Below are 20,927 nucleotides of genomic sequence, written 5' to 3' on the forward strand. Positions count from 1 at the left end.
AGAGGAGTGACATGCGTGGCAAGACATAAAATTTATGATATGGCATTCGCAAGTGTTTATCCGCATTATGTGACAAAGGTTGAGAAAAAAGGGCGTACAAAAGATGAATTGCATGAAGTAATCACTTGGTTAACAGGATATGATGAAGCAGGTTTACAACAAGTATTAGATGAGCGAGTACCGTTTGAAGATTTCTTTGCGCAAGCACCTGACTTAAATCCGAACCGCAAGTTAATTACGGGTGTCATTTGCGGCATTCGTGTTGAAAACATTGAAGCACCTTTAATGCAGGAAATTCGCTATTTAGATAAGATCGTAGATGAGCTCGCAAAAGGTAAGCCATTAAATAAAATAATGAGGAAATGATTTAAAGAATAAAACGTTTTCAAGTTTTACAAAATGATGAACTTATAAAAAATATATTGCAGAATCGTAATCGTTACGATACAATGTACTTAATTTAAAAACGGATTCGATGAAAAAGATATGAAATACAAGATTTAAGTCAGAGATAGAAAGTCAGCGGCTGGAAGCTTTCTAATTACTTAAACTGTGTTTTACTCCTTTTGAGATGTATGTGAAAGCATACCGACTAATGGCATGTTACGCCATTCTAATGAGGAAGCAAGTTGAGACTTCTAGGAGAGCAACTCCAATTGAAGTCTTGTTTAATGACTTGTTTCGAATGTGGGTGGTACCACGAGCATAAACTGCACTCGTCCCTGTTATCAGAGGATAAGTGCAGTTTTTTTATTGAATAAAATCAACCATTAGAATTTAAGGAGGCAATAATTATGGCAGAACAAGTTATCGTTACTTTACCAGATCAACGCAAATTGGAGGTGGCACAAGGCACAACACTTTACCAAGTTGCGCAACAAATCGGCAGTTCTTTTGCGAAAAAAGTTGCGGTTGCGAATGTGGATGGCACATTTTATGGTTTGAACGAATACATCGGAGAAGATTGCCAAGTTGAATTCTTGACATATGAAGATGAAAAAGGGTTAGAAGCCATTCGTTATACTTTAGGTTATTTAGCAGGTGAAGTCCTAGAAAAACACGGTGCAAAAGTTGCGGGATTCGGTGTAAACAAAGAACAATTCTTTGTAGACTTCAAACCTGAAGAAAACTTGAAAGCAGGGGATTTAGAAAAAGTTTCTAAAGACATTCAAAAAGCAGTAAGCGCCAATCATCCAATTGAAGTTCGTGAATTATCAAAATTAGACGCATTAGACCAATTTAATGAAAATGCTTTTATGCAACATCATATTGAACAAGCCGCAGAGCCTGTGAAAGTTGCGGTGCATGGAGATTACGCAGCGGTTATCGACCAACCTTTAGTACACAACTTATCTAAAGTGAAACACTTCAGTTTACAAGCAGTATCCGCAACTAACTGGTTACGTGATGTGAACAACGAAGCATTACAACGTGTATCTGGTTTTGCATTCGCAGATGCGAAAGCCTTAGAAGACCATCAAGCGTTTATTGATAAATATGAACAAGTGAACCATCGTCGTTTAGGTAAAGAATTAGATATCTTCTCATTCTCAGAATTTGCGCCAGGTATGCCGTTTTATGCGCATAACGGACAAGTGATTCGTTTAGAATTACAAAATATGTTGAGACAATTACAGTTCGAAGCGGATTATGAAGAAGTCTACACTCCATTTATCATGGATGAAACTTTATGGAAAAACAGTGGTCACTGGGATCACTACCAAGACAATATGTACTTCACTGAAGTAGATGAACAAACTTATGCAATAAAACCAATGAACTGTCCTGGACATATGTTGATTTACAAAAATCATTTACATTCTTATCGTGACTTGCCAATTCGTATGGCTGAATTCGGTCAAGTCCACCGTCATGAATTAAGCGGTTCTTTAAATGGTTTATTCCGTGTAAGAACATTCAACCAAGATGATGCACATATCTTCGTTCGTCGTGACCAAATTGAATCAGAAATCTTAGATGTCTTAGGTTTGATTCATAAAGTTTATAGTGTCTTCGGCTTCGATTACAGTATTGAACTTTCTACTCGTCCAGATGACTTTATGGGTGAAATCGAACTTTGGGATTTCGCTGAACAATCATTAGAAAATGTATTGAATCAACATGGTTTTGAATATACAGTCAATGAAAAAGACGGCGCGTTCTATGGTCCTAAAATTGATATTCACATCAAAGATGCATTAGGACGTAGTCACCAATGCGGTACTGTACAACTAGATTTCCAAATGCCTGAAAAATTCGATTTAACTTTCGTTAATAAAGACGGAGAAAAAGAACGTCCAGTGGTTATCCACCGTGCAATTTATGGTTCAAGCGATCGTTTTATCGGTATCTTACTTGAACACTTTGGCGGAAACTTACCATTATGGTTAGCACCTGTACAATTAGAAGTGATTCCTGTCAATGCAGACTTGCATTTAGATGCGGTAAAAGACTTGAAACGTCAATTGAAAGCTGAAGGCTTCAGAGTAGATTTAGATCTTTCAGACGAAAAAATGGGTTATAAAATCCGTCAAGCACACTTAAGAAAAGTACCATATACACTTGTTGTGGGAGATAACGAAGTAGAAAATGGTACAGTTGCGGTAAGAAAACGCGGTGCTTCTGAAGAAACTAGCGTAGATGTGAAAGACTTCATCGAACAATTAAAAGCAGAAAGAGATGTTTTAAACTCAGTAGAGTAAGTTTAAGTTATATTTATTAAAAATTAGTATATAGCCTAAAAAAGTAATCATTCTAAGAATGGTTACTTTTTCTATATAAATAATATTGTTACTTTAAAAAGATAAAACCTCCTATATATATTCTTATTTATCAGAATATTTCAAATAATCTGTTTACACCGAGAGAGAATAGTAGTATATTACATGTATTCGACTCTACAAATTCAAATAAAATTGTGCAAAATAAAGGGAGATGTTTTAAATGGGAAATGCTCAAGAAATATTTAATCGGGATCATAAATATTTTGCTGAAGCAGGTCGGATACCTTATTATCCACTCATTATTGATTACGCACATGGAGCAACATTAACAGATATCGATGGAAAAGAATATATCGATTTATTATCAAGTGCGAGTTCACAAAATGTTGGTCATACACCTGAGAAAGTTGTAAAGGCTATACAAGAACAAACAAGTAAAATGATTCATTATACACCGGCTTATATGTATCACGAGCCGCTAGCTAATCTTTCTGAAAAACTGTGTGAGTTATCACCTGGGAAATTTAATAAAAAAGTACTTTTTGGTCTTACTGGTTCTGATGCATGTGATGGAATCATTAAATTTTCAAGAGCTTATACTGGTAGACCTTATATTATTAGTTTTACCAACGCTTATCATGGTTCCACATTTGGTTCGATTTCTTTATCAGCGATTAGTTTGAACATGAGGAAAAAATAGGGCCGTTATTACCCGGAGTGTATCACATCCCATTCCCAGATAATTACAGAGGAATGTATGGTTCGACAGAATCCAATACTATTGATGAGTATTTAGCACCTTTAAAAGAAATGTTTGAAAAATATTTACCTCCAGATGAAGTTGCGTGTGTAATCGTAGAAACTATTCAAGGAGATGGAGGATTATTAGAACCGGTAGAAGGTTATTTTGAAGCTTTGGAAAAGCTATGTAAGGAACATGGAATTTTAATTGCAGTTGATGATATTCAACAAGGAATGGGAAGAACTGGAAAATGGAGTTCGATAGAACACTTTAATTTTGAACCTGATTTAGTAGCATATGGAAAATCGTTAGCAGGCGGAATGCCAATGTCAGCAATTGTTGGAAGAGAAGAAATTATGGATAGTTTAGCATCACCAGCTCATCTATTCACAATGGGAGCAAATCCAGTAAGCTGTGCAGCGGCGTTAGCAACTTTAGAAATGTTAGAAGAAGATAAGTTAGTTGACAAAGCAGCCGTAAAAGGTAAATACGCTAAAAAATATATGGAAAATTGGATTGATAAGTTTGAATTTGTAGGTGATGTAAGAGGTCTAGGGTTATCTATTGGAATAGATATTGTAAAAGATAAACAAAGTAAAGAAAGAGATAATTTAGCTGCTTTAAAAATTTGTAATCGTTGTTATGAAAGAGGAGTAGTAATTATTGCCGTAGCAGGAAATGTGCTACGATTCCAGCCGCCTTTAGTAATAACAGATAAAGAGTTAGATAAAGCATTGAATATATTAACAGAAACTATGGAAGAATTGCGCGATGGAAAATTAGATGGTTACCAAGTTGAAGGACAAGGTTGGTAATAGGGGTGTTTATATGGAAAAAGGAATTGATTGGAAGAATGTTTTAAAGTTAAGTGGGGCCTATATGGCGTATTTGATTGGATCAGGATTTGCAACGGGGCAAGAAGTAATGCAGTTCTTTGCTTCATACGGTAAAGCAGGAATTGCAGGTGTATTTTTAAGTGCACTCCTATTTTGTTCTTTAGGAGTAACATTAATGACTAGAGGCTATGAGCTTCAATTAGCACAACCAGGTGACATTTTTAAACTATACTGCGGAAAAATAATAGGGAGATTGGTAGAGTATTTCACGTTATTATTTTTATTCAGTATTGTAGTAATAATGATTTCAGGTACTGGTGCAATTGCTAATGAACATTTTGGAACACCAACTTATGTTGGACTTTTAGGTATGGGAATTGTAACAATGATAACAGTAATATTTGGCTTGAAAAAACTGGTGGATATTATTGGAGCAGTCGGACCAGTTATTGTTGTTTTAACTATCGCTATTTGTTTAGTGGTCTTCCTAAAAAATATTGGTTCATTACCATCTTTAGACACATTACCGCAAGCTGCTAAAGATTTACAGCCTGCTGGTCATTGGTGGCAATCAAGTATTTTGTTCTTTTGCTATAATATTTTAGCAGGAACGATATTCTTTACTCAACTTGGACAACAATCTGGTAGTCGTAAAGAAGCATATGCTGCAGGTATTTGTGGTGGAGCTGGTTTAATGGCTGCTGTGCTGGCCATGGTATTAGCAATGTTTGCACATTATCCTAACGTATTAAAGTTAGAAGTACCGGTATTATATCTTGGAGATACAATTAGTCCTTGGGTAGCGACTATTTTCTCTATTTGTATATTGCTAGGTATTTATTCAACAACAGCACCGATGTATTGGTTGATTAAAAATGAGTTTATGCGTTTTATTCCATCAAAATTTGGTGTGCTTATCACTGTTTTATTAGGTATTGTTTTTATGGCTGGAGGTACACTTCCATTTGGAGAATTGGTTGCAATGATTTATCCATTTGTAGGATATGTTGGATTAGCATTAGTTATAGTCATTTTCGCACGAACTATATGGTCTAAATTCAAAACTACTAATAGTAAAATTTAAGAAATAAAAAATACGCATTGCAGTAGAAAGGGTAGCTGCAATGCGTTTTATTTTTAAGGGTTATTATTTTATAGTTTCATGTGTTTCAATTAAGTAGTTGAGGGAGCTTAATTGAACACAGGTTTTTTGACATTTTTATTAATGAGGGTAGGATTCAGAATGCAGGGCTAATCACGTTCTGAATCGTCGTGTGATTTTCAAGATTGAGTTTAAACGTTTTGTTTGGGCTCATTTCCATATAACAGGTGTGCGTTTGATCGATGATTATCATTCAGAGCGACTTAAACTCTGTTTTATTTGAGTAAGGGTTGTGTTGTAAGTTTGAAATAGTAACGTGAAGCATAAGAAAGTTGAGGGCACTGCTGGTGGTGATGAATTGTGGGAATTCAATCAGCAGAATATATGCATTGTTACCTTATTTCAATACTTAGCGCGTTTTAAATTTTTAACGCAGTTTTATTTTAACCATCAATTGCTGTTATAGGCATACTGATTACTATTTGGCACTTAATTTGAACTTACCGGTTGTTGTTAGGGTTATTGTGTAGCTATGACAGCATCTTGCAATGTTTATGATTAGCTTTTTCAATCAAACATTTTAAAACAGGAGGTTGCAAGAGAATTGCTGCTGTATCAGCTTTGTGCGTATAGAATGGGCTGTTTTCTTATACGTAAAGCACATTGTTATAATTGGGCTGGTTTCAATAGACTACTATAGTGGTGAGTGTAGCGTATTGAAAATTTTTATAGAAATGAATGGTTGTTTAATAAGGTAAGTTCAATTTAATGTTATATGGAAATAAAAAACTCGCTCCTGTTTACATGCATCACCTCCTTGAAAAGTCTTTACGAGTTTCAAAGTAGGTTAGTAAACAGCACCGAGTACCTTACACCAATCCTAATATATTCTATTACGATTCAATATTGCGATCGAACACGAATATTGAAATGACTTCATCATCTTCTAAATTAACATCTGTAAATAGTTTTACAAATTTCGCACCTACCAATTCTTCCATTTCTGTAGGTGGATGTTGGTTGTAAAGTTGTTTAATTTCTTCTGTACGTCCAAATTTAAGCATTCTTTCGAATTCCTTACTTTGAGTATTACGCAAATAGAAGTTTTCAACTTTACTTAGGCTTCCTGTCATATGGGCAACCGCCCAGTTATCTTTGAAAAACACTTTGATTTGTTCGGGACCTTTACCGATGTGTTCTTTACGATACGCACGGACAAGGTTCGCAAATGCTTGTGTCTTATTTTGTTTAGCTATATCAATCACCTGCTTACTTGAGAAATGATATGACATATTGAAGTTCAGGCTGATTAGATTTCAATATTTTGATATACCTTCACTTTAAAGAAAATGAAGGTGTATCAAAATATTGAAATGATTACTTGTATCAAAATGTCATTGTATGAGAGCATCCGACATTAATCAAGTGTGCAATATTATTTTGCCTGTTGTTAATACACTTGTACTTAATGATAATACTTTTTTTCTTTGATTTAAAGAGGTTTGCTTAAAGTTTTTTAAGTAAAAAGATTCAGAAATATCAATATCGCTTTAAAAGAGTGAAGTAGAAGAAGAAAAGAAAAAGCAGTTTATACTGCGATTTCTTTTACAGCTTCAATTGTTTATTTCATCACAAATCTTTCTTCGTCTAAGTTTTTACGGAAAGCTTTTTGGTCTGCTTTAGATTTCTTTTTAAAGTCTTTAAGGAATTGTTCGTACTTAGGCAATACTTCCTCAACTTCGCCGAATTGTTTCAAGCGTCCGCCTTCAATCCAAGCGATTTTTGTACAGAATTGACGGACTTGGCCGATGTTATGGCTGACGAAGAAAATCGTTTTGCCTGCTTCTTTAAATTCGTGGATTTTGTCTAATGATTTTTGCGTGAATGTTTGGTCTCCGACAGACAACGCTTCGTCAATCACTAAAATATCCGGATCAATCGTGACGTTGATAGAGAAACCAAGTTTAGCACGCATACCACTTGAATACTTTTTAACGGGTTGGTAAATAAACTCTCCCAGTTCACTGAATTCAACGATTTTAGGTGTGAGCTTTTTAATTTCTTTACGTGTAAAGCCCATGCACAACATTTTAAATTCAATATTTTCTAATCCTGTTAATTGTGCGTTAAGCCCTGCATTGATCGCAATAACACTGACTTCACCATTTTTTTCAATTGAACCTGCAGTGTTGGATAAAGATCCGCCGATAATATTGCTGAGGGTTGATTTGCCTGAACCGTTGATGCCGACTAAACCGATAATATCACCTTTATACGCTGTCATTGAGACATCTTTTAACGCGTAAAATGTTTTGTTCTTATGATTAGGAATGAGCGCATCTTTGATTCGTTCTTTGTTATTACGATAGATACGATATTCTTTTGTAATATTATCCATCTTTACAGATACATCTTTCATTGTATAACCTCTTCCTTAACCTCTATTTACTCTATTATAGTACATATTGCGATGCCGAGCGGTCAAAACGCATATGAATTCTTCAACGCTATAAATTTTACCATTTCTTGAAGAATTGGTCATTATTTTCGTCGTTAAAGTCATTTCTTTGCCATTAGTAATGAAAATTATTCCATTCTATATTATAATTACGTATAATGTTGAGATGGATATATTTCAAGCATAGAGAAAAAATTACATAAGCATATGTAATGAAATGCGCAAATCGTTTGAAAGCGTGGTTTGAACATGGGAGCATTAATAACTGTTCTGAAAGAACATATTAAAGGATTTTATTTGATCCACAGGTTAGCACAATTTGAGTTGAAAATTGCTAACCATAATAACTACTTAGGTATGGCGTGGGAGTTAATTAACCCGCTTATCCAAATTTTAGTCTACTGGTTCGTGTTCGGATTCGGGATTCGTACAAACGCACCGGTTGATGGGATACCCTTCATCTTCTGGATGCTTGTCGGTATCAGTATGTGGTTCTTTATCAACCAAGGAATATTAGATGGGACACGCTCGATTGTATCGAAATATAATCAAGTGGCGAAAATGAATTTCCCGTTATCGATTATTCCGACGTATACCGTAACTGCAAAATTATATGGACATTTAGCATTACTCGGGATTATTATTATTTTCTGTATCGCTTCAGGTATTTATCCGACGATACATATTATTCAGTTATTCTTATACGTACCATTTGCGTACATTGCTACAAGTGCTGTCGCAATCTTAACTTCGACTCTAGGTGTATTAATTCGTGATACACAAATGATGATGCAAGCGTTAATGCGTGTATTATTCTATGCATCACCAATTTTATGGGTCGCTAAGCCAGGTTCGATTGTACAAAAGATTCTGATGTTGAATCCGATTTATTTCATCGCAGAATCATACCGTGCAGCAGTACTGTATCATAACTGGTATTTTATTGATCATTGGCAATTAGCACTTTACAACGTATTTATTGTCGTATTTATATTCTTTGTAGGTTCGATTCTGCACATGCGCTACAGAGATCAATTTGCAGACTTTATGTAAGATTATTTAAGAGTAAACTCCAAGCATGTTTTAGCGTGTTTGGAGTTTTTTTAAAATAAGCAGAGGTGAAAAACATGAGACAAGTCATCAAGAAGCTGTATTTAACCATTATCAATGTATTTAATACATTATGGTTCAATAAAAAAATCGATACGCATCATATTGTGTTGTTTATGAGCTTTAAAGAAGATATATGGCCTTTAGTTCAAAGGTTTCATAATGAAGGTTACCGTTTAACTATCATCGGTAAAGAAAAAGATAAAAAACAAGTTGCACAATTATCAGGTGTTGATTATGTCATCAACAGTAATAAAAACGTTATTGCGCAATTAAAAGCATTAGCCACTGCTAAAGTTATTTTTGTAGATAATTACTATTTGTTAATGGGAGGTTATCGCAAGAAAAAAGGGCAGACTGTCATTCAAACATGGCATGCGGCAGGCGCTTTAAAGTACTTCGGCCTAAAAGATCATGCGGTCGATTTGTCTAACAAGAAAATGGTAGATCAGTATTTGAAAGTATATCATGCGACAGATTACTATCTCATAGGTGGCGACCCAATGGAAATTTGTTTTAGAAATGCTTTTAGTGCAACACCTGAACAAATGTTACGCTTTGGTTTGCCTAGAATGCAACAGTACTTTACAGTTAACTTAGAACAACAAAAAGAAAAGTTGAAACAACAGTATGGGATTAAAGATAAGCTTGCAGTATATGTACCGACATACAGAGAACATCAAGCAGCGAACAGAACGATTGATGCACAACATTTTGAACAGGAGTTGCCAGGCTATACAATTATCAATAAATTACATCCAGCTGTAAGACAAGGGTCTACATCTGATATTGAGACACAACACTTGTTCTTGATGGCAGATGTCATCATTACAGATTATAGTTCACTTGCGATTGAAGCGAGTTTATTGAATAAACCTGCCTTATTTTATGTTTACGATCAAGCGGAATATGAAGCGGATCGGGGTTTGAATCATTACTATTGGCAAATTCCTGAAAACTATAAAGCATATAATGAAGCAGAGTTGCTTCATAAATTAAAAGAAGGTTTAGAACATTATCCGCCGCTCTTTAATGAATGGCATGATTACAATACGGATGAAACTTTAAATCAGATATCAAATTATATAAAAGAATTGGTGAAACGATGAAAATTTCTATTATTATTCCAGTTTATAACTCAGAAGAAGTCATTAAGAAAGCAGTCAGTTCCATTGATACGAAATACGATCATGAAATTATTTGTATTAATGATGGTTCTACAGATGGCACACTTGAAGCACTTGAAACAATTCAAAAAGAAAATAAGCACGTCAAAATTATCAGTCAATCTAACAAAGGCGCAGCGGCTAGCCGTAATGTCGGCTTATCTCATATTACAGGCGATGTCTTCATGTTTTTAGATGCTGATGATGAATTTTTACCGAGTCGTATCGATGTGATGGCACGTCGTTATGAACAAAATGACGATGTTGAAATCGTGATTGGACAAACAGGACGTGATTATCATGGTGAATGGCGTACTTTCCCGACACATGAAGAAATTAAAAAAGATGAAGTTGTGAATTTAGCGCAATGCCCAGCGATGCTGCAATCTATCGGACCAAGAGATAAGATGTTCAGCGCACGTTTCAAAGATTTACGTTTTGATGAGGACATTGTTTTTTGTGAAGAACATACATTTATGGCACATGCATTTAATCAAGCACATGATATTCAATTGTTACCAGATATTATTGCGGGCTATAATGTACGTGAGAACTCGATTACAGCACGCAGTGTTGAGCGTTTCTTTGATTATATGCACGATGCTTATATTGTACGTGGCCGCGTGATGGATTACTTGAGACTTCGTAATGTACAACAATATTATAGCTATCGTATGGATGAATTGATTGTCAGTTATATGCTTCAAGCTTATGTGACAGAAAAACCAAAAGTGACACAAGAATTATTAGATACAGTTATCCAATACATTGAAGGTATGCAAAAGACGCATTATGATGGCGATGCATTATTTAGAATTGTCAAAGTGATGGAAGGCGGCTGTAAAGGTTGGACGTTGCATTATTATCGTCAATGGCGTGAAGCGTTGAACAAAGTAGGCATCGGACGTCCGAACTATTTAGCGTTCAAAGCACAATTAGTGCCTAAACAATCAGCTTTTAGAGGGCGTGCTGCTTTAAAAAGCGCGTTAAAAAAATAAGCGAACTTACAATTTTAATATGAATTGAAGAGTGAAATGTGTTATTTTTTTACAGTAACTAAAATTGTGAAGGAGGGTTTAAATTTGAAGAGAGTTATTACGTACGGTACATATGACTTATTGCATTATGGTCATATTGAATTACTGAGAAGAGCGAGAGAAATGGGAGATTACCTGATTGTGGCACTCTCTACAGATGAATTTAACCGCATTAAAAATAAAAAATCTTACTACAATTATGAACAACGAAAAATGATGTTGGAATCTATTCGTTATGTAGACTTAGTCATTCCTGAGGATGATTGGGGTCAAAAAGAACGTGATGTGGAACGTTATGATGTAGATACTTTTGTCATGGGTCATGATTGGGAAGGCGAATTCGACTTCTTAAAAGACAAATGCGAAGTGATTTACTTAAAACGTACAGAAGGTATTTCTACAACACAAATCAAAAAAGAATTATATGGTAAAGATGCCAGATAAAATAAAAACAGAGGTATAATCGCCAGGGCTTGGCAGTTATACCTCTGTTTTTGATTTGTATTTAAAATTTCAACATTATTTCTTACGTCCGAATGATGAAATAATCATATAAACGACGATGGCTAGTGCTGCGACAATAAATGCAACGCCAAGGCTCGTTAGAATCGGATGTGTACTCCAAGAAGATTCTGCGAATGTTGTTGCTTTTCGCATCAATGGACGTTGAACATCTACTGATGGCGGGCCATAATCTTTTGAGATAAATTGTCGGTCATAGTCTAGATGAAGCTTGCCATCTTCTACGACGAATTTATAATTTTCTTTTTTAAGATTGCTTGGAACAACATCGTATAAATCTTTTTTCACGTAATAGGTTTTATTATTGATTTTGTGTTGTCCTTTAGATATAACTTTAACGTATTTATATTGTTCAAATGAACGATTGATTAAACTGTTGCCCATTTTATTACGTTCTTTATCTCCGCCTAGATGTTCGAAGTCACCTGCACCCATCATAGCTTGATCAATACGGAAGCCATCACGCTTAGTGCTTAATGTGTGGTTATAATCAGCGATGTCGCTTGATCCAGTTTTTAAACCATCTGTACCAGGTAAGCTCAATTCAGAACCTTCAAGCGACCAGTTGAACGTATAATATGTTACACCGTGTTGAGTTGGTGAGATTGCTTTAGTAAATTTAAGCACTTTAGGTGTATCTTGCACGACACGTTGTGATAAAATCGCGAAATCTCTTGCGGTTGATGTACTAGACATTTCATCTTTATAACGTTTTGGCGCAAAACTTTTTAATAAGTTATTTTCAGCGCCTGTCGGATTTACAAAGTGTGTATGGTTCATCCCGATTTCTTTAGCTTTTTCGTTCATCTTGTCGGTAAAATCAGAAGTGGAATCAGAAACTTCATTTGCTAAAATCAATGCAGCCGCATTACTAGAGGCTGAAACCGTAATTTGAAGCAATTCACTGATGGTATAAGTTTCACCAGGATATAATTTGGTATTACTTAACTCTGGAAGGGTAGACATCGCATAATGTTTATCAGTGATTTTCACTTTGTCATCTAACGATAATTTACCTTCTTTAAAAGCTTCTAACGTCAGGTACATTGTCATCAATTTCGTCATTGAAGCGGGGTACCATTTCTTATCCATATGATAGCTGTAGAGTACTTGCCCGGTTTGACTAATGTTCACAGCACTTTCTGGTTCAAAACCTTCTCCGATATTTTGACCGCGTTCATTAGCGATTTGGACAGGTGATTTGGTTTCAGTGTCCGCATCAGAAAATGGTGTTATAATGGTACTTACGAAGAATATTAACAGTGTCAGTATTACTATCTTTTTCATTATGTATGTTTCAGTCCTTCAACAATAATAGTTTCACAGTAAAACTATTTTATCATAAAAGTAGTTTGATACAAGGGAACAATAAATATATGAAAATTATGCCTATTTTAGACGTCAGTCTGACGGTTGTCTGACCGAAGGGTGCCCGGACGTCTAAAATCATGTGAAAAGTCGGGACTATGCATCATAATTTAAGAAGAAACATAAAACTATAATTGAGGTAAGCGTGAAAAATGAAACAGACTAACAAAACATCTAATCCACTCTTATTCTTATTGAAGAAACTGACATGGCCAGTCGGCTTGATTGCGATTGCAGTATCTATTTCTTCCTTAGGGAGCATCAGTGGTTTAATTGTCCCTTTATTTACTGGAAGAATGGTTGATAAATTTACTGGCGAATCCTTCAACATGCAGTTTATTTTAATCTTTATTGCTGTGTTTGCGTTGAATGCAGTCTTAAGCGGTATCGGCTTATACTTATTAAGTAAAATCGGTGAAAAAATTATTTATGCGATTCGTACTGTTGTATGGGAACACATCATTCGTTTAAGAATGCGTTTCTTTGATGTGAATGAAAGTGGACAGTTAATGAGTCGTTTAACAGATGACACTAAAGTGATTAACGAATTTGTTTCTCAAAAATTACCGAATGTGCTGCCTTCTATTATCACATTAATCGGTTCATTGATTATGTTGTTTATTATGGATTGGCAGATGACACTATTAACTTTTATTACGATTCCTTTATTTGTGATTATTATGATCCCTTTAGGACGTGTCATGCAGAAAATTTCTACGCGTACACAAGCAGAAATTGCGAACTTCAGTGGTTTGCTTGGACGTGTATTAACGGAAATGCGTTTAGTTAAAGTTGCCAATACGGAACAAGTTGAACTAGATAAAGCACATATAAATTTAAAAGAAATTTATAAGCTGGGTCTGAAACAAGCGAAAATTGCGGCAGTCATCCAACCGATTTCCGGTTTGATCATGTTGTTAACAATCGGGATAATTCTTGGTTTCGGAGGTATCCGTATTTCATCAGGCGCAATTACTGCAGGAACACTTGTTGCGATGATTTTTTATGTTATTCAAATGTCGATGCCGCTTGTGAACTTGTCGACATTGATGACAGATTATAAGAAAGCAGTCGGAGCAAGCAGCCGTATTCATGAAATCATGCAAGAACCGTTAGAAGAAGTCTATATGCCTACGGGTCAATCTTTAGGTAATGGTGACATCGCATTTAAAGAAGTTTCATTTGGTTATGATACAAAAGAAGTCTTACATGATTTGAATTTTGATATTCCAAAGGGTAAAGTAACTGCATTTGTAGGGCCATCAGGATCAGGAAAAAGTACGATTTTCAATTTAATAGAACGAATGTATGACGTGACACAAGGAGACATCCTTTATAATGATGTTTCTATCTATCAATTACCGCTATCGGATTGGCGTAATAAAATTGGTTATGTCATGCAGTCTAATGCGATGATGAGCGGTACAATTCGAGATAATATCTTATATGGTATCAACCGAAAAGTGACAGATGCTGAATTAATGCAGTATACACAATTAGCGAACTGTCACGAATTCATTACAGATTTTGATGAGGGATACGATACCTTAGTCGGTGAACGCGGATTGAAACTTTCTGGTGGTCAACGTCAGCGTATTGATATTGCGCGCAGCTTTGTGAAAAATCCTGATATTTTATTATTAGATGAAGCGACCGCAAATTTAGATAGTGAAAGTGAAAGAAAAATTCAAGAATCATTAGAAACATTAATGAAGGAACGTACAACTGTGGTAATCGCACACCGTCTTTCTACCATTATGAAAGCTGATCAAATTATCTTCTTAGATGGTGGACGTGTGACGGGTATTGGTAAGCATCATGAGTTAATGCAGTCGCATGAAAAGTATAAAGAATTTGTGATGACACAAAAACTGACAGATTAATGATAAAGGTTGAGACAAGAAGAAAAGTCTCAACCTTATTTTTATAACAAAAGAGATATATAGACGAATTATGACAATCATATTTATTGCAAGAATTTTTGTTTCATTTCTCAAAAATCTAATTCAAAGGTAACAACCAACATGATATACTAAAAAAGCACTTAAATTTTTTACAATTTGTAAATACGAAATATCTCAAGTAACAGGCGGACATTGTAAGGATTATAGGGAATTCAATCGGGAGGTTATGATTCTGTCAGTGTAGACTTGTACATAATAAAATAATAGAAATGGCGGGTGTAAAATGTATTTACTTATCAACATTGTTGGTTTGATTGTATTTTTAGGTATTGCAGTGCTCTTCTCTAGAAATAGAAAAGCGATCCAATGGAAATCAATTGGTATCTTAGTCATTGTAAACTTATTCTTAGCATGGTTCTTTGTCTTCTTCCCATGGGGAAATGCGGCAGTTTCTAAAATGGCAGATGGTATTGCATGGCTGATTGAATCAGCGAACGCTGGTACAGGGTTTGCGTTCAAAAGCTTTGTAGATACGAAAGAAATAGATATGGCGGTTGCAGCCTTATTTCCAATTTTACTCGTAGTACCTTTATTCGATATTTTAATGTACTTTAATATTTTACCTAAAGTTATCGGTTGGATTGGTTGGGCGTTAGCTAAAATTACACGTCAACCAAAATTCGAATCATTCTTCGGTATCGAAATGATGTTCTTAGGGAACACAGAAGCATTAGCTGTTTCAAGTGAACAGTTAAAACGTATGAATGAAATGCGTGTACTAACAATTGCGATGATGTCTATGAGTTCAGTATCTGGTGCAATTGTCGGTGCGTATGTAACGATGATTCCAGGTGAACTTGTATTAACAGCAATTCCATTAAATATTATCAATGCGATTATTGTTACTTCTATCTTAAACCCAGTAACAGTTGAAGAACGTGAAGATGTGATTTACCACATCCAACAAGAAGGTGTAGAACGTCAACCGTTCTTCTCATTCCTTGGAGACTCAGTTATCAACGCTGGTAAATTAGTATTGATTATTATCGCATTCGTAATCAGTTTCGTAGCATTAGCAGACTTAATTGATCGTTTACTTCACGTACTTTCAGGTACAGTAATTGGTTGGTTCAATGTGAAATTCAGCTTTGGCTTAGACCAAATTTTAGGTGTCATCATGGTGCCTTTCTCATTATTACTTGGTCTACCTTGGAGCGAAGCATGGCCAGTTGCGCAACAAATGGCTAAGAAGATTGTCACAAACGAATTCGTAGTCATGGGACAAATTTCTGATGCGGTTAAATCATATGATCCGCATAGACGTGCAGTTATTTCTACTTTCTTAGTATCATTTGCGAACTTCTCAACAATCGGTATGATTATCGGGACATTAAAAGGTATTGTTGATAAGAAAACATCTGATTTCGTTTCGAAATATGTACCTATGATGTTATTGTCTGGTATTTTAGTTTCATTACTAACAGCAGCATTCGTAGGATTATTCGCTTGGTAAGCGTATAGATAGAAGCATTGTATTCGGTAGTTGTTACTGAATATGATGCTTTTCTTTTTTAAGCAAAATGAAAACAGGTGAATGAATGTGGGGAGACACAAACATTACCTGCTTTCAACGGGAAATGAATTTGATGCACGTAATCAGTAAGGACTAGGTACTGATGGTGCATTCGAGCGAAAATTTTGCTTGTTTATTGTAAACAACACAAAGGAGATAACTTCCTTAATCTCTTGATTAAGGAAGTTGAAATTTATTATAGCAAAGCTTCAACACAAAGTAAACAAAATTTTCAGAATAATTAATTTAATATTAATAAACACTGTGATTCAGGGGTTTCACATTGTTGGTTAAGAGCGCCTGTGCTAGTATTTATCTTATCTACACAATTTAATAAGGGGGCGATTGGATTTGAAACGAAGAACATGGCGTGACCTCGCACTCGTAGTATTTGGTTCATTTATGTTCTCTGCAGGGGTCAATACATTCATTATTTCCGCACAATTAGGGGAAGGCGGCGTAACGGGACTATCCATTGTATTTTATTATGCTTTTCACATTTCGCCAGCTATCACTAACTTTGTGATGAATGCGATTTTAATTGCGATTGGCTATAAGTTCTTAAGTAAGCGAAGTACGTACTTAACCATTCTTGCAACAGTGTTAATTTCAGTCTTTTTAGGACTGACTGAATCTTGGCATGTTGAAACTGGCAACATTATTGTGAATGCCATTTTCGGGGGTGCTTCAGTCGGATTAGGTATTGGCGTTATTGTACTTGCTGGGGGAACGACAGCAGGTACAACGATTTTAGCGCGTTTAGCACATAAATACTTAGACGTCAGCACATCTTACGCGTTGCTATTTTTCGACTTAATCGTTGTGGCGATTTCATTTACTGTGATTCCAGTCAATAAGTTATTGGTAACGATTATTTCACTTTATATTGGTACGAAAGTTATGGAATTCGTTATTGAAGGTTTAAATACGAAGAAGGCGATGACTGTAATTTCAAGCCGACCTGATGAAGTGGCGAAAGTTATTGACCAAAAAATCGGACGAGGGGTTACGATTATAGATGGTCGCGGTTATTACTCAAAAGAAGACAAAGAAATTTTATATGTGGTTATCAGTAAAACACAAGTTTCAAAAGCGAAACGCTTAATTCGAAAAATTGATGAGAATGCCTTTTTAGTCATCCACGATGTGCGTGATGTGTATGGTAATGGCTTCTTAGTAGATGAATAAAGGATGAGAAATCGAGGCGATAGTCTCGATTTCTTGCGTTTTAGTACATAAGAATTGTTAGGAAATCGCTCCAAAAAATGTTATAATATAGCCTATGATAATGATTATCAATTACAAGACTGTAGTTGATAAAAGTATGAAAGCTTTCACGATAATCTTTACAGGTCATAATTATAAATAAATGCAATGAGATAAGAAATAGAAATAAATTCTGCGGCAGACCTTGAAAAGAGACAGGTGTTTCGGCAACTGTATTTAAGGTTCATGTCGTATCCAATGGAGGATGAAGTATATTGGCAAATCGTTTAAATGGTCAGCACGTAACAATCGGATATGGGGATCATGTGATTGTTGATAACCTAGATGTAGAAATCCCTGACGGCAAAGTTACGTCTATTATCGGACCTAACGGTTGCGGTAAATCAACATTACTAAAAGCATTATCTCGTCTTTTATCCGTTAAAGGCGGAGAAATCACATTAGATGGTAAAAATATTCATACACAATCTACGAAAGAAATTGCGAAGAAAATCGCCATTTTACCACAATCACCAGATGTTGCAGATGGTTTAACAGCAGGCGAATTGGTTTCATACGGCAGATTTCCACACCAAAAAGGTTTTGGCCGCTTAAGCGCTGAAGATAAAGCTGAAATCGATTGGGCGCTTAAAGTAACAGGTACGTATGATTTTAAACACAGAGCTATTAATGATTTAAGTGGCGGTCAAAGACAACGTGTATGGATTGCGATGGCTTTAGCACAAAAAACAGATATTATTTTCTTAGACGAGCCAACAACGTATTTAGATATCAGTCACCAATTAGAAATTCTTGAATTAGTTCAAGAATTGAACCGTGAACAAGATTGTACCATTGTAATGGTGTTACATGATATCAACCAAGCGATTCGTTTCTCAGATCATCTGATTGCGATGAAAGCAGGCGAAATTGTTTCAAGCGGTGAAACACAAGAAGTCTTAACGAAAGATATTTTAGAAAGATGTTTCAATATAGATGCAGAATTAAGTACAGATCCACGTACAGGTAAACCGATGTTAGTCACATATGATTTATTGTGTAAACATTATTCGAAAGTATGAGGCACGGTAAATGAGTGATAAAGAGAGAAAAGAGAAGTATCCCAGATTTATATTGTTATTACTTTTATCATGTGTGATATTAGGGACAATGTTGGTGCTCTCCATTTTATATGGAGATGCGCCCATTCGTCTTGGGACGATTTATGAAGCGGTTTTCCATTATAACCCTATGAATGAACAGCACAACATTATCAGTGAAATTAGAATACCTAGAGACTTAGGTGCAATACTTGTAGGTATGGCGCTTGCGGTGGCTGGGGCAGTTGTTCAAGGTGTGACTAAAAATGGTTTGGCAGACCCAAGCTTAATCGGCTTGAATGCTGGTGCCAGTTTTATGCTCGCTTTAACATATGCCTTTGTACCGCAAGCTTCTTTTAGTTTATTGATGCTTGCAGGTTTTATCGGTTCAATATTAGGCGGTACAATCGTATTGATGATGGGCCGTTCTAGAACTGATGGGTTCAATCCTATCCGTATTATTTTAGCAGGTGCTGCTGTCAGTGCATTCTTGACGGCTTTAAGCCAAGGCATTGCATTAACTTTTAAATTGAATCAAGACATCAATTTTTGGAGCATGGGCGGTGTTTCTGGCACAACTTGGGTTCAATTGAAATGGAGTACCCCTGTTATTTTAGTGACGATTGTTTTGTTAATCTTACTAAGTCGACAATTAACAATTTTAAACTTAGGAGAAAGCTTAGCTAAAGGCTTAGGACAAAATGTGCGCGTCATTCGTACAATCAGCTTAATACTAACGATGCTGTTAGCAGGTGTTGCTGTAGCAATGGTCGGACAAATTGCCTTTGTCGGTTTAATCGTGCCACATATTGTACGCTTTTTAATTGGTACGGATTATGCGAAAGTGATTCCGTTAACTGCTGTTTTAGGCGCATTTTTAGTTCTTTTAGCAGATACCGTCGCACGTATGTTAGGAGATGCTCCAGTCGGTGCGATTGTTTCCTTTATTGGCGTGCCTTACTTTATCTATTTAATTAGAAAAGGAGGTCGCTCAATATGATAGAAGATAAATTACGAAGACGTCAGTGGCTGGCTTTATTAATAACTAGTGTCCTTTTGTTTGCGGCCTGTGTTTGGAGTATCACTTCAGGCGAATATCAAATGTCTGTCGGCACGTTCTTTAAAACTTTATTTGGTTTAGGTGACTATACGGACAGTTTGATTCTACTAGATTTTAGACTGCCGAGAATGTTAGTAACGATTCTGGCAGGTGCTGCATTAAGTTTAAGCGGTGCGATGATGCAGAGTGTAACCAATAATCCACTAGCTGAACCTGGTATTTTAGGTATTAATGCAGGAAGCGGCTTCTTTATCGCACTCTTTATTGTCATCGGACAAGTAAGTGCAGATAGCTTTATCTATGTTTTGCCAATACTGAGTATGACTGGCGGTATTTTAACTGCATTAATTATTTTCTACTTCAGTTATTCTAAAGAACGCGGTATGACTCCAGCTAGTATGGTCTTAGTCGGTGTCGGGTTATCTGCCGCACTCTCTGGCGGTTCACTGACATTGATGTCTAAATTTGATAAAGACCAAGCAGAGTTTATGGCAACATGGCTTGCGGGTAATATATGGGGTGATGAATGGCCGTTTGTCATCGCATTATTACCATGGTTGATTGTCATCATACCGTTCCTGTTTATGAAAGCAAATACATTAAATATCTTGAATACTAATGGCCTATTAGCACAAGGCTTAGGTGTAAATGTCAGACGAGATCGTATGATTATTTTACTGGCTGCTGTTGCTTTATCATCAGCAGCTGTAGCGGTGAGCGGTGCTATCAGCTTTATTGGTTTAATGGGACCGCATATTGCGAAAACGATTGTGGGACCAAGACATCAACTCTTTATGCCTCTAGCAATTGTTATTGGCTCGTTCTTACTAGTATTCTCGGATACAGTTGGTCAAGTGATTTTACAACCATCAGGTATTCCGGCTGGTATTGTCGTTGCGTTAATCGGTGCACCTTATTTCTTGTATTTAATGTATCGTACACGTTCGTTGTAATTTAACGTAATGAAATATTGTTATACGTTATAGTAATTGATGTGAAATCCAAAAAAATATGGTAAAC

At 35.8% G+C, this 20,927-nt stretch carries 16 protein-coding genes and 1 pseudogene; 14 read left to right on the plus strand and 3 right to left on the minus strand.

The genetic code is table 11. From position 1 onward, the window contains the following. Positions 1-15 precede the first annotated feature (15 nt). From HMPREF2846_RS06150 to HMPREF2846_RS06165, 4 genes and pseudogenes are all read left to right on the plus strand, one after another. Positions 16-366 carry a DUF2200 domain-containing protein gene (locus HMPREF2846_RS06150; protein WP_023015450.1) on the plus strand — a complete coding sequence of 117 codons (351 nt, stop codon included), beginning with the start codon at positions 16-18 and terminating at the stop codon, positions 364-366. 428 nt (positions 367-794) lie between these two features. Beyond that, entirely contained in the window at positions 795-2,702 is a 1,908-nt protein-coding gene (thrS, locus tag HMPREF2846_RS06155) for a threonine--tRNA ligase (protein WP_070626148.1), read from the plus strand. A 241-nt stretch (positions 2,703-2,943) separates the two neighbouring features. Beyond that, a pseudogene (locus HMPREF2846_RS06160) lies at positions 2,944-4,280 on the plus strand (aspartate aminotransferase family protein). Between the two features lie 13 nt (positions 4,281-4,293). Continuing rightward, positions 4,294-5,385, plus strand: a complete 1,092-nt coding sequence (locus tag HMPREF2846_RS06165) for a YkvI family membrane protein (RefSeq protein ID WP_070626150.1) — start codon at positions 4,294-4,296, stop codon at positions 5,383-5,385. A 911-nt stretch (positions 5,386-6,296) separates the two neighbouring features. On the opposite strand, the gene HMPREF2846_RS06170 is transcribed toward HMPREF2846_RS06165, so the two are convergent. Next, complete coding sequence (locus HMPREF2846_RS06170) at positions 6,297-6,668, minus strand: Na-translocating system protein MpsC family protein (protein WP_023015448.1); 372 nt, start codon at positions 6,666-6,668, stop codon at positions 6,297-6,299. Positions 6,669-7,024: 356 nt separating this feature from the next. Then, on the minus strand, positions 7,025-7,822 hold the full coding sequence (gene tagH / locus HMPREF2846_RS06175) for a teichoic acids export ABC transporter ATP-binding subunit TagH (protein WP_002481421.1): 798 nt from the start codon (positions 7,820-7,822) through the stop codon (positions 7,025-7,027). Between the two features lie 288 nt (positions 7,823-8,110). Between tagH and HMPREF2846_RS06180 the strand changes: the two genes are divergently transcribed. From HMPREF2846_RS06180 to tagD, 4 genes are all read left to right on the plus strand, one after another. After that, a complete protein-coding gene (locus HMPREF2846_RS06180) occupies positions 8,111-8,914 on the plus strand; it encodes an ABC transporter permease (protein WP_023015447.1) in 804 nt (267 codons plus the stop codon). A gap of 74 nt (positions 8,915-8,988) precedes the next feature. Next, positions 8,989-10,080 (plus strand): teichoic acid glycerol-phosphate primase TarB, encoded by a 1,092-nt coding sequence (gene tarB, locus HMPREF2846_RS06185; protein ID WP_002481423.1) that lies wholly within the window; start codon positions 8,989-8,991, stop codon positions 10,078-10,080. Then, entirely contained in the window at positions 10,077-11,135 is a 1,059-nt protein-coding gene (locus tag HMPREF2846_RS06190; protein ID WP_023015445.1) for a glycosyltransferase family 2 protein, read from the plus strand. The genes tarB and HMPREF2846_RS06190 overlap by 4 nt, the downstream gene beginning before the upstream one ends. 84 nt (positions 11,136-11,219) lie before the next feature. After that, positions 11,220-11,618: a glycerol-3-phosphate cytidylyltransferase gene (gene tagD, locus HMPREF2846_RS06195; RefSeq protein WP_002481425.1), complete on the plus strand. Its 399-nt coding sequence runs from the start codon at positions 11,220-11,222 to the stop codon at positions 11,616-11,618. Between the two features lie 75 nt (positions 11,619-11,693). Here tagD and pbp4 read toward each other — a convergent pair whose 3' ends face one another. Further along, entirely contained in the window at positions 11,694-12,983 is a 1,290-nt protein-coding gene (gene pbp4 / locus HMPREF2846_RS06200) for a penicillin-binding protein PBP4 (protein WP_070626152.1), read from the minus strand. 233 nt (positions 12,984-13,216) lie between these two features. On the opposite strand from pbp4, the gene HMPREF2846_RS06205 reads away from it, so the two are divergent. The 6 genes from HMPREF2846_RS06205 (at position 13,217) to HMPREF2846_RS06230 (ending at position 20,860) form a co-directional block, all read left to right on the plus strand. Next, the gene (locus HMPREF2846_RS06205; RefSeq protein ID WP_070626154.1) at positions 13,217-14,947 is read left to right on the plus strand and encodes an ABC transporter ATP-binding protein; all 1,731 of its coding nucleotides are present in this window, start codon (positions 13,217-13,219) and stop codon (positions 14,945-14,947) included. Between the two features lie 304 nt (positions 14,948-15,251). Continuing rightward, positions 15,252-16,481 (plus strand): NupC/NupG family nucleoside CNT transporter, encoded by a 1,230-nt coding sequence (locus tag HMPREF2846_RS06210; RefSeq protein WP_023015442.1) that lies wholly within the window; start codon positions 15,252-15,254, stop codon positions 16,479-16,481. A gap of 411 nt (positions 16,482-16,892) precedes the next feature. Continuing rightward, positions 16,893-17,729 (plus strand): YitT family protein, encoded by an 837-nt coding sequence (locus HMPREF2846_RS06215; protein ID WP_002481429.1) that lies wholly within the window; start codon positions 16,893-16,895, stop codon positions 17,727-17,729. A 293-nt stretch (positions 17,730-18,022) separates the two neighbouring features. Continuing rightward, entirely contained in the window at positions 18,023-18,829 is an 807-nt protein-coding gene (locus HMPREF2846_RS06220; protein WP_070626156.1) for an ABC transporter ATP-binding protein, read from the plus strand. A 10-nt stretch (positions 18,830-18,839) separates the two neighbouring features. Further along, positions 18,840-19,847, plus strand: coding sequence for a FecCD family ABC transporter permease (locus tag HMPREF2846_RS06225; protein WP_070626158.1), 1,008 nt, complete (start codon positions 18,840-18,842; stop codon positions 19,845-19,847). Then, positions 19,844-20,860, plus strand: coding sequence for a FecCD family ABC transporter permease (locus HMPREF2846_RS06230; protein ID WP_070626160.1), 1,017 nt, complete (start codon positions 19,844-19,846; stop codon positions 20,858-20,860). Before HMPREF2846_RS06225 ends, HMPREF2846_RS06230 begins: the two co-directional genes overlap by 4 nt. The last annotated feature ends 67 nt before the right edge of the window (positions 20,861-20,927 follow it).

Source organism: Staphylococcus sp. HMSC056G08, from assembly GCF_001812305.1.
Taxonomy (GTDB): domain Bacteria; phylum Bacillota; class Bacilli; order Staphylococcales; family Staphylococcaceae; genus Staphylococcus; species Staphylococcus simulans.

Coding starts and splice junctions, on each gene's coding strand:
- thrS (WP_070626148.1), top strand. CDS start 795: ATGGCAGAACAAGTTATCGTTACTTTACCAGATCAACGCAAATTGGAG.
- HMPREF2846_RS06165 (WP_070626150.1), top strand. CDS start 4,294: ATGGAAAAAGGAATTGATTGGAAGAATGTTTTAAAGTTAAGTGGGGCC.
- tagH (WP_002481421.1), bottom strand. CDS start 7,822: ATGAAAGATGTATCTGTAAAGATGGATAATATTACAAAAGAATATCGT.
- HMPREF2846_RS06180 (WP_023015447.1), top strand. CDS start 8,111: ATGGGAGCATTAATAACTGTTCTGAAAGAACATATTAAAGGATTTTAT.
- tarB (WP_002481423.1), top strand. CDS start 8,989: ATGAGACAAGTCATCAAGAAGCTGTATTTAACCATTATCAATGTATTT.
- HMPREF2846_RS06190 (WP_023015445.1), top strand. CDS start 10,077: ATGAAAATTTCTATTATTATTCCAGTTTATAACTCAGAAGAAGTCATT.
- pbp4 (WP_070626152.1), bottom strand. CDS start 12,983: ATGAAAAAGATAGTAATACTGACACTGTTAATATTCTTCGTAAGTACC.
- HMPREF2846_RS06205 (WP_070626154.1), top strand. CDS start 13,217: ATGAAACAGACTAACAAAACATCTAATCCACTCTTATTCTTATTGAAG.
- HMPREF2846_RS06210 (WP_023015442.1), top strand. CDS start 15,252: ATGTATTTACTTATCAACATTGTTGGTTTGATTGTATTTTTAGGTATT.
- HMPREF2846_RS06225 (WP_070626158.1), top strand. CDS start 18,840: ATGAGTGATAAAGAGAGAAAAGAGAAGTATCCCAGATTTATATTGTTA.
- HMPREF2846_RS06230 (WP_070626160.1), top strand. CDS start 19,844: ATGATAGAAGATAAATTACGAAGACGTCAGTGGCTGGCTTTATTAATA.